The organism is Pseudomonas tritici, from assembly GCF_014268275.3.
Taxonomy (GTDB): Bacteria; Pseudomonadota; Gammaproteobacteria; order Pseudomonadales; family Pseudomonadaceae; genus Aquipseudomonas; species Aquipseudomonas tritici.
This window is the reverse complement of sequence record NZ_CP077084.1, coordinates 4,982,231-4,997,669: the sequence shown is the minus strand read 5'-3', so window position 1 is coordinate 4,997,669 and position 15,439 is coordinate 4,982,231. Positions and strand designations below refer to the sequence as shown.

At 60.7% G+C, this 15,439-nt stretch carries 10 protein-coding genes and 1 riboswitch; of the genes, 8 read left to right on the top strand and 2 right to left on the bottom strand.

What is annotated here, in order from left to right; translation table 11 throughout:
* Window positions 1–4,890 carry a leucine-rich repeat domain-containing protein gene (locus tag HU722_RS22715; protein ID WP_225930654.1) on the bottom strand — a complete coding sequence of 1,630 codons (4,890 nt, stop codon included), beginning with the start codon at window positions 4,888–4,890 and terminating at the stop codon, window positions 1–3.
* Window positions 4,891–5,314: 424 nt separating this feature from the next.
* Between HU722_RS22715 and HU722_RS22710 the strand changes: the two genes are divergently transcribed.
* From HU722_RS22710 to astE, 7 genes are all read left to right on the top strand, one after another.
* Window positions 5,315–6,535, top strand: a complete 1,221-nt coding sequence (locus HU722_RS22710; protein ID WP_065874006.1) for an aspartate aminotransferase family protein — start codon at window positions 5,315–5,317, stop codon at window positions 6,533–6,535.
* Window positions 6,536–6,778: 243 nt separating this feature from the next.
* Window positions 6,779–7,798 (top strand): arginine/ornithine succinyltransferase subunit alpha, encoded by a 1,020-nt coding sequence (aruF, locus tag HU722_RS22705; RefSeq protein WP_027607766.1) that lies wholly within the window; start codon window positions 6,779–6,781, stop codon window positions 7,796–7,798.
* A gap of 52 nt (window positions 7,799–7,850) precedes the next feature.
* Window positions 7,851–8,876, top strand: a complete 1,026-nt coding sequence (gene astA, locus HU722_RS22700) for an arginine N-succinyltransferase (RefSeq protein ID WP_065874005.1) — start codon at window positions 7,851–7,853, stop codon at window positions 8,874–8,876.
* Entirely contained in the window at window positions 8,873–10,342 is a 1,470-nt protein-coding gene (gene astD / locus HU722_RS22695; RefSeq protein WP_175403033.1) for a succinylglutamate-semialdehyde dehydrogenase, read from the top strand. Before astA ends, astD begins: the two co-directional genes overlap by 4 nt.
* Before the next feature lie 97 nt (window positions 10,343–10,439).
* Complete coding sequence (astB, locus tag HU722_RS22690) at window positions 10,440–11,786, top strand: N-succinylarginine dihydrolase (RefSeq protein ID WP_065881346.1); 1,347 nt, start codon at window positions 10,440–10,442, stop codon at window positions 11,784–11,786.
* 24 nt (window positions 11,787–11,810) lie between these two features.
* On the top strand, window positions 11,811–12,101 hold the full coding sequence (locus tag HU722_RS22685; RefSeq protein WP_003214319.1) for a hypothetical protein: 291 nt from the start codon (window positions 11,811–11,813) through the stop codon (window positions 12,099–12,101).
* Between the two features lie 11 nt (window positions 12,102–12,112).
* Window positions 12,113–13,117 (top strand): succinylglutamate desuccinylase, encoded by a 1,005-nt coding sequence (gene astE / locus HU722_RS22680; protein WP_065874002.1) that lies wholly within the window; start codon window positions 12,113–12,115, stop codon window positions 13,115–13,117.
* Between the two features lie 315 nt (window positions 13,118–13,432).
* Here the strand turns inward: astE and HU722_RS22675 are convergent, their stop codons facing one another.
* Window positions 13,433–13,942: a 6,7-dimethyl-8-ribityllumazine synthase gene (locus HU722_RS22675; RefSeq protein WP_065874001.1), complete on the bottom strand. Its 510-nt coding sequence runs from the start codon at window positions 13,940–13,942 to the stop codon at window positions 13,433–13,435.
* Between the two features lie 96 nt (window positions 13,943–14,038).
* Window positions 14,039–14,208: riboswitch (FMN riboswitch) on the bottom strand.
* A gap of 190 nt (window positions 14,209–14,398) precedes the next feature.
* On the opposite strand from HU722_RS22675, the gene ltaE reads away from it, so the two are divergent.
* Complete coding sequence (ltaE, locus tag HU722_RS22670; RefSeq protein WP_065874000.1) at window positions 14,399–15,403, top strand: low-specificity L-threonine aldolase; 1,005 nt, start codon at window positions 14,399–14,401, stop codon at window positions 15,401–15,403.
* The last annotated feature ends 36 nt before the right edge of the window (window positions 15,404–15,439 follow it).

Sequence of the window (15,439 nt, the reverse complement as noted above, 5' to 3'; positions counted from 1 at the left end):
TTATTCCTCCCCCTCTTCTTCGGAGCCGGTGTCGGCCAGCGTCGCCTCGGGCTGTCGAGCTTCGGGTACGTCAAAGTCCACGGCCGTACGCCGGTAGTAGTGGCGCAGCTTGTCTATCGTCCCGGTAGAGAAACGGTTGCCGCCGAGATTGAAGCCGTCAGCCCTGTCAGCGTCCAGTTCAAACAGGTCGTCAGGAAGCTCGGTCATTCGGTTGTTTCTCAGGCTCACCACATCGAGGCGGGGCAGGTTGAACATCCCGTGAGGGGGCTCGGTGAGGCCGGCGCTTTCAATCATCAGGGTTTCCAGTCCGGACATTTTGCTGATGTCGGGGGAAATGCCCAGGTCTGTGTTGTGACTCAGGTCCAGGTATTCAAGGGTGTGCAGGTCGCTCAAGTCTGCGGCGCTTTTTTGCGTCAAACGGACCGTGCTTTGAGTCAGGTTGAGCCGCTTGAGCTTCGGCAGCTTGAATACGCCGGCGGGAATGTCTGGCAGTGCATACCGATGGATAAACAGGCTCTCTAGGTTGGGAAAACGCTCGATAAATCCCGCGGGGATCGATGTGGTGTCCTCCCCCCTCAGTTCCAGCCTTGAAATATGTTCGAAATCGACCCTCAGCACCGGCAGATCGCCGAGCAGCGGCACGGCTAATGTCATGTTGTGGGAGGTGGTGGGTGGCTCATGCTCTGCATTCAGGCTGGTCTCCCTGCGCCAGCCTTCCTCAATCAATGCCTTGAGTTGGCCTCGCAGGACTTGTTGTCGCGCCTGCGCGTCTTCGTCCATTGGCGCCCCCTCGTGCGGGTCGGGTACGTTTGCCGCCCATTCTCCCAAGTCCGCTTGCAGGCGCTCGTAGTCGACTTTCAGGCGTTCCAGGATTGCCATGGAGTCATCCAACCCACCGGGCAGCTTGAAAATAAAGTTATTGGCTTCAGTGGCGGTGTAGCTGGGGTAGAGCTCGAGGACCCGCTGGCGCTCGGCAGGATGGGCGTCTGCGCCAAAGTGTTCGCCGGTTCTCTGGCAATAGCGTTTGATGCGCTCCAGCGTGGCGCGAGACAGCGGGTTGCCTGACAGATCAAAGACTCTGGCGGTTGCGCGGGGCACGCTGAAGGCGGCCTCGGGTAGCCGCCTCAAATAGTTGTTACTGAGGTCGGCACGCGTCAACCGAGGGCGGTTGAGCAGGCCTTCGGGGAATTGGGAGATATTGGTCTGGCTCAGATTCAGTGTCTGCAAGTCGGCCAGGGCTCTGAGGTCGGGTGTGAGCGACAGTTGGTTGTTGTCAGACAGGTCCAGATGGCGAAGCCCGGTCCGCGTGGCAAGGTCTGCACGATTTTGAAGGGACAGGTGAAGGTTGCAGTTGCGTAACGTCAGGCTGTCGAGGTGGGGCAGCCCAATGACCTCTGGGGGGATTGTGTTGAGGGCAATATCGCGGATAGCCAGCGTTCGCAGGTTGGGGAAGTGCGTGAGGAACGCGGGTGCGTCCCGGGTGGTGCGGTAGCCCCTCAGACTCAGGGTGGAGATGAACTTGAAGCGTGTATTGAGTGTGGGGAGTTCGCCGTACAGCGGCGGCAGGTGCAACTGGTGGCCCTCGCTGAAGGCTGGATCCGGTGGGGTTTCATGACGCCAGGCGCGGATCAGTTCGCGCGTCCATCTCCAGCGATTGAGTTGCTCATCGGCGATCGTCGAGGGGGGGAGCGGTATGTCGGTACCCTGAAGGGTTTGCGGCGTGTTGGAGTTCCAGGTCGAAAGGCTGTTTTCTAACTGTAAAAATTCGTTCTTCAAGTATTGAAGCGTTTGCAGGGGGGAGCCGGGCCGGTACCTCATGAAGTTCAATGCGTTGGTCACTTGTGCTGGGCTCAGGCTCGGGTACAGCTCATGTAATAACTGAGTCTCCAGAGGGGGGCTCGGGGTTGCCGGGCTGCTGCCGTAGCCTTCCATGCCGCCGGGCAGGCGCATCAGGGCCGGGTCGTAAGAGGGTTTACGCACGGGGGCTTCGGCCAGCAGAGTGCCCAGCGCTTCACGCGCCAGCGTGTGTTGACGCAAGGTTTGCCTCAGCAGCGGACCCTGGCCGATATGAATGCCCAGTGCGTTGCGCTGCGCGTCCGGCAGTGCCTGGAGAACGGCGGTGTAGAAGTCGGTTGCGCCAAACAGGGTGCCCTTGCCGTCTTCGGGAATGTAATCGCCCTCGACAGTGCACACGAGCGTGCGGTGTATCGGTGCCTGGGGGCTGCCGATAGCATCGCGTACCTTGCCGGTACGGCTGAAGTCGGTGACTACCAGGCGCACCTGCGGCGACCATCCCGGCAGGTTTTCCAGCGAATGCAAGGCAAGACGGTGTGTGTCATTGCTTTCCAGGGCGTCCATGTACAGCCCTTCATGGGCCCGACTGATGCGCACTTCATGGGCAGCCCAGCGTGCGCGCTCTATCACCGATGCGGGCACTTTGCCTTGGTCGATGCCCGATAGCTCTTCCCCGGTCGCACTGCGTAATACTTCTTCGGCAGCGCTCGTCGGCAGGCCGGAGGTGGTGTCGATGACTTTTTGCAGGCGTGCGGTATCGATGATTTCCTCTTTTCGATAGCGCGAGTCAAACAGGCTGGCGCGTTTGTCCTGGGCTTGGCGTGCCAAGCGTTTGCGCAGCGTGGCAATACGCACGTTCATCGGGGTGGTGGGGCTGCCGAACGCCTCTTCAAGCAGGGTTTTGCGTTCTGACTCGTCCAAGGTTTCCAGCAGGGTTTGCAGCAGGTCGCCATTGTTCATCTGAGCTTCGTGTATTTGTGCTACGGCGGCGTCTTTGCGGCCTTGGTGCTCCCAGACAGTTTCACCTTTTGCGTTGAGAAACCGCAGGGTCTTGGATTCAGGCCATAAGCCGGTCTGGCTGAGCAGCCACAGTTGGGTCTGTGGGTCGGCTTTTTGATAAACCTGAGGATCGTCACTGTTCATCTGGTCGATGAAGGCTTGTAGCTGCTCATCGATCTTGACGCGCTTGAGCGTGTCAATCAGCAGTGGGGGCGGCGACTGGTGGTCCAGGTGCATTTTGCGCAGGGCCGCATCATCGGTCCCGCTGATGCGGTGGGCCAGTTCAAGGCCTACCTCACTGATCCCCTCGGCCGGCGGCCCGAGGCGGCGCAGCAGGGTGGTGCGATCCCAGGTCAGCGGGCGATCCCCTGGGGTTATCCAGGCACCCTTGCCATTGCCGATTATCCGCGGGCGGTAGGCGTGCGCATGGGTGGGGTGTGCAAGGAAAGCGTTGCCCGCGTGTTGCGTGACAGAAAAATGCTGCCCGTTGAGTGCCAGGACTCGTTTGCCTGCATGGGCATGCAGCCCCTGCGCGTCAGCGCGTGCCGCCGCACCCAGTTGAATCTCATGGGCATAGGGCTTCAGGTCGCGGTTCCACAGGCGGGTTTTGCCGCCGGCAGTGACCGGCGTGAGTGAGTCGAAAAAGTCCCACAGCTCCTTCGGTAGCGCCTGTCTCAGCAGGCCCTCGGCAATCGGTGCGCCGACCGCGAACATGCCCAGTTGAAGCATTTGTTCAAGGATGGACATCAGGTGCCCGAATGCCTGCTTCTTGAGCCCTTCTGCCCAATCGATGATGCCTTCGAAGACTTCATCAAGCAGTTGATAGGCGGTATAGCCGAGCATCAGCAACCCCAGCGGTGGAATGAAGGGCGCGGCAATGAACGCGGCGATTTCGAGAATGGCTTTACCGATTTTTTGCACAATGTCCCAGCGTTGCCAGCGTGCCTTGCTATCGGCGTCGGCGGTCGAGATGGCTGTCACCCGCGCATCATTGAGCAGCTTGTTGAGTTTGCTTTCGTACAGGTGTTGGTAAAGATCGCCGGTGATTTTCTCTGCGTAAAATTGCAGTCGGGGTTGGGCTATCGGCTCGTCGCGCCAGGTGGGTCGTGGATCACCGACGCTGTGCTCGTGCCAGACCACTTGCGATAAGCGGCTGTTGAGGCCGGCAAAGAAGTAGCCACGGTGCTCCTGGTTGACGAAACGGCTGAAAAACGCCTGGTAGTCGGTGTTGCGTAGCTTGTTGGCCAGATCCTGCATAAATGCTGCGCCGTTGACGTAGTACTTGAGCGGGGACTGTGGGTCGCCGGGGATGTAGGCCACGACCGGGGCTGCACTGCGGTGTAACTCCAGGTCGGGAGCGAACAGTACGATGCCGGTCAGCGGCGCGTTCATCAGGTTAAGGTCGTGGCTGAGCAGTGCCTTGCCGGCAAGCTCGGCGCCAAGGTTATTCAGACAGCGGCCAAGTGCATCAAAGACCGGGGGCGTCACATCCTTTTTGAGACGGGCCATTTGCAGGCTCGTTTGCGCATCGGCTTTCAGGCTCTGGATGACTTTGTTGCGTAGCCGGGTTTTGAGAACAGCGTCCTGGAACCCGAAAAAATGCTTGAGGTAGCGCTGATAGTGCGCGCCGATATCCAGCTGGCGGCACAACCCGATGAATTGCGCGATGCTGATCTGCTCGCGCAGCCCCGGCAGCGTGTCGAACTGCCCGGTGGTGGACGGTTCGGTAATGAAGGTTGACTCTGCGGTGTAAGCCGTTGTTTTGCCTTCGTCCGCGTCGAAGTTGTGCAGCGCGGCCTCCACCAGCGACACGGTCCAGGGTTTGGCGCCCGTCTCGAGGGGCGCCAAGGGTAAAGTCAAAGGCTTATACAGGCGCAGATAGGTGGTAGTGACATTGGACTCAACGTCAAACTGCTGCTTGAGTGCCTCTTGCAGTAACGGTGCCGCGAAGGCTTGGGGGGACTGGAGCGTTGCGAAGGCCGTATCGAGCCGGTTTTGCGCCTCCCAACTGGTCTGCACGGCTTTTTTCAGGGGGGCGTGTTGTGAGCGATTGGCTTCACCCTGCCAGGCGGCAAATTCCAGTGGGATGTTTTTCAAGGCTTGACGCCTGTCGCTCGAGGCATTTCCAAGCCATTTCGGCAGGCGCGCATGAACCCCGGCGGGCACTCGGCTCGCTGCTTCTACAAGGCGTTGGGTGATAGGGGTTAAAGTCAGCGTGGACATGCGGCGAATCCTTCGGTGAGTGAATTTACCGTCATCACATCAGCCTGACGGCCGCCGGGGCTGTAGATAGATGAAGCAAGCAGAGAAATCAGCGAGCCGTGCCTCTGCCTCTCCAGCAACACACCGTTTAAACTGCGCCATTGCGATGCTATTTGTCGCATTGGCGTAAACCCGCCAAAATCGCGGGTTGGCGCTATAAGAAGTTGTCGCTTGGCGGCAAGGCCCTACTGAAAACTGTCCTTACAATCCCTGCATCGCCCGCCAGTTCCAGGCAGGCGTTCCTCTTCAGGAGACTCCGATGTCCGTTGAGCAAGCCCCGGTGCAACGTGCCGATTTCGACCAGGTCATGGTTCCCAACTACGCACCTGCTGCCTTCATCCCCGTACGTGGCGAAGGTTCGCGCGTGTGGGACCAGGCCGGTCGCGAGCTGATCGACTTTGCCGGCGGCATCGCGGTCAACGTATTGGGCCACGCCCACCCGGCGCTGGTCGGGGCTCTGACCGAACAGGCCAACAAGCTGTGGCACGTCTCCAACGTCTTCACCAATGAGCCGGCCTTGCGCCTGGCGCATAAGCTGATCGACGCCACCTTTGCCGAGCGGGTGTTCTTCTGCAACTCCGGCGCCGAAGCCAACGAGGCCGCGTTCAAGCTGGCCCGTCGCGTCGCGTTCGACCGTTTCGGCACCGAGAAGTACGAGATCATCGCCGCGCTGAACAGCTTCCACGGCCGTACCCTGTTCACCGTTAACGTCGGTGGCCAGTCCAAGTATTCCGATGGTTTCGGCCCGAAAATCACCGGCATCACCCACGTGCCTTACAACGATCTGGACGCGCTGAAAGCGGCTGTTTCGGGCAAGACCTGCGCCGTGGTGCTGGAACCGATCCAGGGCGAAGGCGGCGTGTTGCCGGCCGAGCTGGCTTACCTGCAAGGCGCCCGTGAACTGTGTGACGCGAACAACGCGCTGCTGGTGTTCGACGAAGTGCAAACCGGCATGGGCCGCAGCGGCCACCTGTTTGCCTATCAGCATTACGGCGTGACGCCGGACATCCTCACCAGCGCCAAGAGCCTGGGCGGCGGTTTCCCGATTGCGGCGATGCTCACCACCGAAGCGCTGGCCAAGCACCTGGTCGTTGGCACCCACGGCACCACCTACGGCGGCAACCCGCTGGCGTGCGCGGTGGCCGAGGCGGTGATTGACGTGATCAACACCCCTGAAGTGCTGGCCGGTGTGAACGCCAAGCACGACCTGTTCAAGGCCCGCCTGGAGCAGATCGGCAAGCAATACGGCATCTTCACCGAAGTGCGCGGCATGGGCCTGCTGATTGGTTGCGTGCTGAGCGATGCGTTCAAAGGCAAGGCCAAGGACGTGTTCAACGCGGCCGAGAAAGAAAACCTGATGATCCTGCAAGCCGGCCCGGATGTGGTGCGTTTTGCGCCGAGTCTGGTGGTGGAAGAGGCGGACATCAACGAAGGTCTGGACCGTTTTGAACGTGCTGTAAAAGCACTGACGCAAGTTTGATCTACCGCTCGGCGCCTGGCGATCGGGCGTCGAGCAAAAATTCTATATGCCGGACCGAGTCAAATGTGGGAGCTGGCTTGCCTGCGATAGCATCACCTCGGTGCAACTGACAGACCGAGTTGCCTGCATCGCAGGCAAGCCAGCTCCCACATGGATCTGCTTGCATATCGAGATGTATGTGAACTCAGATCTCGTGTCCGGCATTTTTCCCTCTATGAAGTTTTCGAGTTAAGGAGTGACACCATGCTGGTGATGCGCCCCGCGCAAATGGCTGATCTGGGCGAGGTACAGCGTCTGGCTGCGGACAGCCCGATTGGTGTCACCTCCTTGCCGGATGATGTGGAACGCCTGAGCGACAAGATCGCTGCCAGCGAAGCGTCCTTCGCCGCCGAGGTCAGTTTCAACGGTGAAGAAAGCTATTTCTTCGTATTGGAGGACACCGAGACCGGCAAGCTGGCGGGCTGCTCGGCCATCGTCGCCTCGGCCGGTTACTCGGAGCCGTTCTACAGCTTCCGTAACGAGACCTTCGTGCACGCCTCCCGCGAGCTGAAGATCCACAATAAGATCCACGTGCTTTCCCAGTGCCATGACCTCACCGGCAACAGCCTGCTCACCAGTTTCTACGTGGTGCCGGAACTGGTCGGTTCGCCGTGGTCGGAACTCAACTCCCGTGGCCGCTTGCTGTTTGTCGCCAGCCACCCCGAGCGCTTTGCCGACTCGGTGGTGACCGAAATCGTCGGCTACAGCGACGAGAACGGTGATTCGCCGTTCTGGGACGCCATCGGCCGCAACTTCTTCGACCTCAACTACGCTGCCGCCGAGCGCCTGTGCGGGCTGAAAAGCCGTACATTCCTCGCCGAGCTGATGCCGCACTACCCGATCTACGTGCCGCTGCTGCCGGACGAAGCCCAAGAGGCGATGGGCCAGGTGCACCCGCGTGCGCAGATCACCTTCGACATCCTGATGCGTGAAGGCTTCGAGACCGACCACTACATCGACATCTTCGACGGTGGCCCGACGCTGCATGCGCGGGTCTCGGGCATTCGCTCCATCGCCCAGAGCCGCGTGGTGCCGGTAAAGATCGGCGAAATGGCCAAGGGTGTGGGCCGCCAGTACCTGGTGAGCAACGCGCAGTTGCAGGATTACCGTGCGGTGATGCTGGAACTGGACTATGCGCCCGGCAAACCGGTGACCCTGGACCTGGCAGCCGCCGAGGCCTTGGGCGTCGGCGAAGGCGCAAGCGTGCGCTTGGTAGCGGTTTAAAAGCAGAGTTTCGCGGGTGGCCTGAAGCAGGCGGCCCGTCTGAGGAGATAGCATGATCGTTCGTCCCGTACGCAGCAGCGATTTACCGGCCCTGATTGATCTGGCGCGCAGCACCGGCACCGGTCTCACCACCTTGCCGGCCAACGAAGAGCGCCTGACCCACCGGGTTGGCTGGGCGGAAAAAACCTTTCGCGGCGACGCCGGGCGCGGCGATGCCGACTACCTGTTCGTGCTGGAAAACGACGAAGGCCGCGTGGTGGGCATTTCCGCCATTGCCGGCGCTGTCGGCCTGCGTGAGCCTTGGTACAACTTCCGGGTCGGCCTGACGGTCAGCGCTTCCCAGGAGCTGAATATCTACCGCGAGATTCCGACGCTGTTCCTGGCCAACGACCTTACCGGTAATTCCGAGCTGTGCTCGTTGTTCCTGCACGCCGATTACCGCACCGGCCTCAACGGCCGCATGCTGGCCAAGGCGCGCTTGCTGTTTATCGCTGAATTCCCGCAACTGTTCGGTAACAAGATCATTGCCGAGATGCGCGGTGTGTCCAACGACGCCGGACGCTCGCCGTTCTGGGAAAGCCTGGGCCGCCATTTCTTCAAAATGGAGTTCAGCCAGGCCGATTACCTCACCGGCGTGGGCAACAAAGCGTTTATCGCCGAGCTGATGCCGAAGTTTCCGCTGTACAGCTGCTTCCTGTCGGAAGACGCACGCAACGTAATCGGCAAGGTCCACCCGGACACCGAACCTGCGCTGAGCATGCTCAAGAGTGAAGGTTTCAGCTACCAGGGCTATGTCGACATCTTCGATGCCGGCCCTGCGGTGGAATGCGAGACCAGTAAGATCCGCGCGGTCCGCGACAGCGAAGCGCTGGTGCTGGCGATCGGCACGCCCGGCGACGATGCCACCCCGTTCCTGATCCATAACCGTAAACGCGACGATTGCCGCATCACCGCCGCCCCCGCGCGGCTGGCGGCAGGCACCCTGGTGGTCGATCCGCTCACCGCCAAGCGCCTGCAGCTGATCGCCGGTGATCAAGTGCGTGCCGTACCGTTGTCCGCTGCCCGGGAGTCGAAATAATGAATTCGCTGTATATCGCAGGGAGCTGGCTGGCCGGCCAGGGTGAACTGTTCGAATCGCGCAACCCGGTGACCCAGCAAGTGCTGTGGGCCGGCAATGGCGCCACCATCGAGCAGGTCGAATCCGCCGTGCAGGCCGCGCGCCAGGCATTCCCGGCGTGGGCCAAGCGCCCGCTGGAAGAACGCATCAGCGTGCTGGAAGCCTTCGCCGCCACCCTGAAAAGCCGCGCCGATGAAATCGCCCGTTGCATCGGCGAAGAAACCGGCAAACCGCTGTGGGAATCGGCCACCGAAGTCACCAGCATGGCCAACAAGATCGCGATCTCGGTGCAAAGCTACCGCGAACGTACCGGCGAGAAGAGCGGCCCGTTGGGCGACGCCACCGCTGTATTGCGTCACAAACCTCACGGCGTGGTCGCGGTGTTCGGTCCGTACAACTTCCCTGGCCACTTGCCGAACGGGCATATCGTCCCGGCCTTGCTGGCGGGCAATACTGTGCTGTTCAAACCGAGCGAGTTGACCCCTAAAGTCGCCGAGCTGACCGTGCAGTGCTGGATCGACGCCGGGTTGCCGGCGGGTGTACTGAACCTGCTGCAAGGCGCGCGGGAGACCGGTATCGCGCTGGCGGCCAACCCAGGCATCGACGGGTTGTTCTTTACCGGCTCCAGCCGCACCGGCAATCACCTGCACCAGCAGTTCTCTGGGCGCCCGGACAAGATCCTGGCCCTGGAAATGGGCGGCAATAACCCGCTGGTGGTCGACGAAGTGGCCGATGTGGACGCGGCGGTCTACACCATCATTCAGTCGGCGTTTATCTCCGCCGGCCAGCGTTGCACCTGTGCCCGCCGTTTGCTGGTGCCAGAAGGCGCCTGGGGCGATGCGTTGCTGGCGCGCCTGGTGGCGGTCAGCGCGACGATTGAAGTGGGTGCGTTTGACCAGCAACCGGCGCCGTTCATGGGCTCGGTGATCTCCCTCGGCGCCGCCAAAGCCTTGATGGACGCCCAGGAGCTGATGCTGGCCAACGGCGCTGTGGCGTTGCTGGAAATGACTCAGCCTCAGGATCAGGCCGCCTTGCTGACCCCAGGCATCATCGATGTGACGGCCGTGACCGAGCGTGAAGACGAAGAACTGTTTGGCCCACTGTTGCAAGTGATCCGCTACGCTGATTTTGAAGCGGCGATTGTCGAGGCCAACAACACCCAGTACGGCCTGGCCGCGGGTTTGTTGTCGGATTCTGAGGCACGCTACCAGCAGTTCTGGCTGGAAAGCCGCGCGGGCATCGTCAATTGGAACAAACAGCTGACCGGCGCCGCCAGTACCGCGCCGTTCGGCGGTGTAGGGGCGTCGGGCAACCACCGCGCCAGTGCGTATTACGCGGCGGATTATTGTGCGTACCCGGTGGCGTCGCTGGAAACGCCTGACTTGGTTGTTCCAGCCACACTCACCCCCGGCATTACGCTGAGCTAAAGATGCCACCTATCGAGTGTGGGAGCGGGTTCACAGATAAAGACCTGTGGTGTGCTGAAGATTGCCTATAAAAACAGATGTTCGTGGAGCCTCGCCGATGAAATCCTATGAAGTCAATTTTGACGGTCTAGTGGGGCCGACCCATAACTACGGCGGTTTGTCCTTCGGCAACGTCGCGTCCCAGAGCAACAGCCAGCAGCATTCCAATCCCAAGGAAGCGGCGTTGCAGGGCCTGCAAAAAATGAAAGCCCTGATGGACATGGGCTTTGTGCAAGGCGTGCTTGCGCCGCAGGAGCGCCCGGACGTGGCCGCTTTGCGCAACCTTGGTTTCAACGGCACCGATGCTCAGGTGATTCAGCAGGCGGCCAAGCAGGCAATGCCTTTGCTGGTCGCGAGCTGCTCGGCGTCGAGCATGTGGGTAGCCAACGCCGCCACCGTCAGCCCGAGCGCTGATACGGCCGACGGCCGCGTGCATTTCACTGCTGCCAACCTCAATTGCAAATACCACCGCAGCATCGAACACCCGACCACCAGCCGTGTGCTGGGCGCGATGTTTGCCGATGAAAAGCACTTCGCTCACCACGCTGCGTTGCCGGCGGTGGCGCAGTTCGGCGACGAGGGTGCGGCCAACCATACGCGCTTCTGCCGTGAATACGGTGAGGCCGGCGTTGAGTTTTTCGTGTTCGGTCGCAGTGCGTTCGACCCCCGCTACCCGGCGCCACAGAAGTACCCGGCGCGTCAGACGCTTGAAGCGTCCCAGGCTGTCGCACGCCTGCACGGCTTGAAGGATGAGGGCGTGGTCTACGCCCAGCAGAACCCAGCGGTGATTGATGCCGGTGTATTCCACAACGATGTGATCGCGGTGGGCAACGGTGAAGTGTTGTTCTATCACGAGGACGCATTCCTCAATACCGAGCAGATGCTTGGCGAGCTGCAAGGCAAACTGGGCAAGTTGGGCGGCAACTTCCAGTCTGTTTGCGTGCCCCGCGCCCAGGTCAGCGTCGAGGACGCAGTGCGTTCCTACCTGTTCAACAGCCAGTTGCTGACCCGTGCCGACGGCTCAATGCTGCTGATCGTGCCGGAAGAGTGCCGCGCCAACGAACGCGTCTGGCACTATCTGCAAGGCCTCACGGCTTCCGGCGGGCTGATTCGCGAAGTGAACGTCTTCGACCTCAAGCAAAGCATGCAGAACGGCGGTGGTCCGGCGTGCCTGCGCTTGCGCGTAGCTTTGAACGAAACCGAACTGGCGGCGGTGAATCCAGGCGTTATCATGACTGCACCGTTGTACGAAACCCTGACCCAATGGGTCGACAAGCACTACCGCGACAGCCTGCGTGAAACCGACCTGGCTGACCCGCAATTGCTGCTGGAGTGCCGGACGGCATTGGATGAACTGACGCAAATCCTTAAACTGGGCTCGGTTTATCCTTTCCAGATCAATTAATGCCGCATGGCTGAGAGTTATTTTATGACCACCGACACCCTGAAACTGATCCTTGAAGACACCGACGGCACCCAGCTGGAAACCTCCTGCACCCGCGTCGCTGTGGTCTGGCAGGGCAAGGAAATCTGGATTCAGCACGACGGCCGTGGCCAACTGCTGATCGGCGTAGACGTGGAAGAAGGCGACGCCGAATACGCCAACCTGCTGATGCGCCCATTGGCCACCAACCTGATGAGCCTGCAGCTGGAAATGGAACCGGCCGACGTTGAAGGTGATGACGACGATCACGTCCACGGCCCAGGCTGCAACCACTAAGGAAGCTGCGTATGCTCGCCCTCGGCAAACTGCTTGAACTGACCCTCGCCGGACGTGAACCGGCGCAAAAAATTCAACTGACCGTCGACGGCGTGCAAATGCGCTGGCTCAGCGAGGGCGCACTTGAAGTGCGCCCGCCGCAAGCCCAGGACAAAGGCGGGGACTTACTGCTGTCGTCCGGCATCCATGGCAACGAAACCGCGCCGATCGAACTGCTCGACCGCCTGTTGCATGGCATCGCCCGTGGGGAGATCAAACCCCGCAATCGTATTCTGTTCCTGTTCGGCAACCCCGAGGCCATGCGCCGCGGCGAGCGTTACCTCGAACTGGACGTCAACCGGCTGTTCAACGGCCGTCATGAAAAAAACATCGGCCCTGAAGCCATGCGTGCCGCCGAGCTTGAGCAATTGGCCCGCAGCTTCTTCAGCGTGCCTGACCGTTCGCGCCTGCATTACGACCTGCACACGGCCATTCGCGGCTCGAAGATCGAGCAGTTCGCCCTGTATCCGTGGAAGGAAGGTCGCCAGCACGCTCGTAGTGAGCTGGAACGGCTGCGTGCCGCTGGCATGGAAGCGGTGTTGTTGCAGAACAAAACCTCGATCACCTTCACCGCGTTTACCTACGAGCAGTTGGAAGCCGAGGCCTTCACGCTGGAACTGGGCAAGGCGCGACCGTTCGGGCAGAACCAGGGTGTGGACGTGTCGCGCCTGGAAACCCGCCTCAAGCAGATCATCGAAGGCACCGAGCCTGAGACCGATAGCCTTGAAGGCCTGAAGCTGTTCGCCGTTGCGCGGGAAGTGATCAAGCACAGCGATGCCTTCCTGATGCACTTGCCGACGGATGTGGAAAACTTTTCGGAGCTGGAAAAGGGCTATCTGCTGGCCGAAGACGTGGCCAAGACCCGTTGGGTGATCGAAGAGGAGGGCGCGCGCATCATATTTCCCAACCCGAAGGTGAAGAATGGCTTGCGGGCGGGGATATTGATTGTGCCGACGACGGACGCTGGTTTGGTCTGAATCTAAAGGTCCACCGCGATCAAATGTGGGAGCTGGCTTGCCTGCGATAGGCACAGGCATCTACACATTTTCAATGTGATAGTGCGTAGCAGCTGTCGAGCCCTGGCGAAGCTGCGTTTGCGGTCTGTCTGACACACCGCTGACGCAGCCTCGCCAGGGCTCGACAGCTGCTACGCAGAGGGCTCGCTCAAGATGTGTAGATACTTATGCTGCGATAGGATCAACTCGGTCCGTCAGTGACGCTGAGGCGATGCCATCGCAGGCAAGCCAGCTCCCACACAGGCCCAGCTCTGAGGCTGGGCCTGGCGGTGTTGTTTAGACCGCTACAGCACGCGGCTCGCTGCGACGGATCGCACGCACTTTATGCAGCGTATCGGCGCAGGTCCGCGCCGCTTCCTGGCCTTTGTGCACGAAGTGCTCGTAGAAAAAGGTGTGGTGCTCAGTGCCCGCATGGAAGTGATGCGGTGTCAGCGATACCGAGAACACCGGCACTTCAGTTTCCAGCTGCACCTGCATCAACCCGCTGACGACCGATTGGGCCACGAATTCGTGACGGTAGATGCCGCCATCCACCACCAGCGCAGCAGCGACGATACCGGCGTAGCGGCCGGTCTTGGCCAGCAGCTTGGCGTGCAGGGGCATTTCAAAGGCGCCGCCGACTTCAAAGAAATCAATATCCGATTCCTGGTAGCCCTGGGCGATCATTTCGGCGAGGAAGCCTTTGCGCGATTGGTCGACAATATCCTTGTGCCAGCAGGCCTGGATAAACGCGACGCGCTCGCCGTGATGGTTTTTGCTTTTGCTGTCGATCGCAGTGGGTTGCATGTTCTGACTCCTGTTTAAGAAAAAAACAGGGCGTTATGAATCGAATGGGATTTAAGGGTACGCAAGCACACTTCGTGCGCGGCCCTTAGGTGCCAATCCCGTTCTCTCTTCATCCGGACTATGACCGTCGGCCCCGGGATCACACCGGGTCTGCTGACCTTGTCGCCGTCCTGCGTGAGCAGTTCGAGGCGCCAAGCGCTCGCGGGCTATACACATTGCGTGTAATTACCGCCGGTGGGGAATTGCACCCCGCCCTGAGAACGTTGCCACCAGAACTCTGGCGGCGGAGAGTTTTTAACACGGTTTTTCGCAAACTGCACGATCGCTGTATCGATAAGCTATATCGGTTTGTTTGGTTGGTATTCGATTGAATGCAGCGGGGGCTTGATATTCCGTGGCTTTGCCCGCAGTAATCATTCACAAAAAGAACTTACTGAACCCCTGGAGGCTTGTTTCATGTCCGTGATTGACCTGCGCAGCGACACTGTGACCCAACCCACTCCCGGCATGCTCGACGCCATGGCTACTGCTGTCAGCGGCGATGACGTGTATGGCGAAGACCCCAGCGTCAATCGTCTGGAGGCCGAGTTGGCCAAGCGCCTGGGCTTTGCCGCTGCGCTGTTCGTGCCCACCGGCACCATGAGCAACCTGCTGGCGTTGATGGCTCACTGTGAGCGTGGCGAGGAATACATCGTCGGCCAGCAGGCCCACACCTACAAATACGAAGGTGGCGGCGCAGCGGTGTTGGGTTCGATCCAACCGCAACCGCTGGACATGCAGGCAGATGGTTCCCTGGACCTGGACCAGGTGCTGGCGGCGATCAAGCCGGACGACTTCCATTTCGCCCGCACGCGCCTGCTGGCGCTGGAAAACACCATGCAAGGCAAGGTATTGCCGCTGGACTACCTGGCGAAGGCGCGGGCATTCACCCGTGAACAGGGCCTGGCCCTGCATTTGGACGGCGCACGGCTCTACAACGCAGCGGTCAAGCTGGGCGTGGAGGCGCGCGAGATTGCCAAGCACTTTGATTCGGTGTCGGTGTGCCTGTCCAAGGGCCTTGGCGCGCCGATTGGCTCGGTGTTGTGCGGTTCCACGGCGTTGATCGCCAAGGCCAGGCGCCTGCGCAAGATGGTCGGCGGCGGCATGCGCCAGGCCGGTTCCCTGGCGGCGGCGGGGCTGTATGCGCTGGACCACCAGGTGCAGCGCCTGGCCGACGACCACGCCAACGCCCAATGGCTGGGCGATGAGCTGCGCAAAGTGGGTTATGAAGTGGAGCCGGTACAGACCAACATGGTCTACGTGCAGATCGGTGATCGGGCCGAAGCCTTGAAGGTTTTTGCCGCCGAGCGCGGGATCAAGTTGAGCACTGCACCGCGCCTGCGCATGGTCACGCATATGGATGTCAGCCGGGCGCAGATCGAGCAAGTCGTGCAGGCATTCGTCGAGTTTTCGCGCAAATGAGCGTGCAGACCGTCTAATTGAACCTTTCAATCGTAT

Coding starts and splice junctions, on each gene's coding strand:
- astE (WP_065874002.1), top strand. CDS start 12,113: ATGCTCGCCCTCGGCAAACTGCTTGAACTGACCCTCGCCGGACGTGAA.
- aruF (WP_027607766.1), top strand. CDS start 6,779: ATGCTGGTGATGCGCCCCGCGCAAATGGCTGATCTGGGCGAGGTACAG.
- astB (WP_065881346.1), top strand. CDS start 10,440: ATGAAATCCTATGAAGTCAATTTTGACGGTCTAGTGGGGCCGACCCAT.
- HU722_RS22675 (WP_065874001.1), bottom strand. CDS start 13,942: ATGCAACCCACTGCGATCGACAGCAAAAGCAAAAACCATCACGGCGAG.
- HU722_RS22685 (WP_003214319.1), top strand. CDS start 11,811: ATGACCACCGACACCCTGAAACTGATCCTTGAAGACACCGACGGCACC.
- ltaE (WP_065874000.1), top strand. CDS start 14,399: ATGTCCGTGATTGACCTGCGCAGCGACACTGTGACCCAACCCACTCCC.
- astA (WP_065874005.1), top strand. CDS start 7,851: ATGATCGTTCGTCCCGTACGCAGCAGCGATTTACCGGCCCTGATTGAT.
- HU722_RS22710 (WP_065874006.1), top strand. CDS start 5,315: ATGTCCGTTGAGCAAGCCCCGGTGCAACGTGCCGATTTCGACCAGGTC.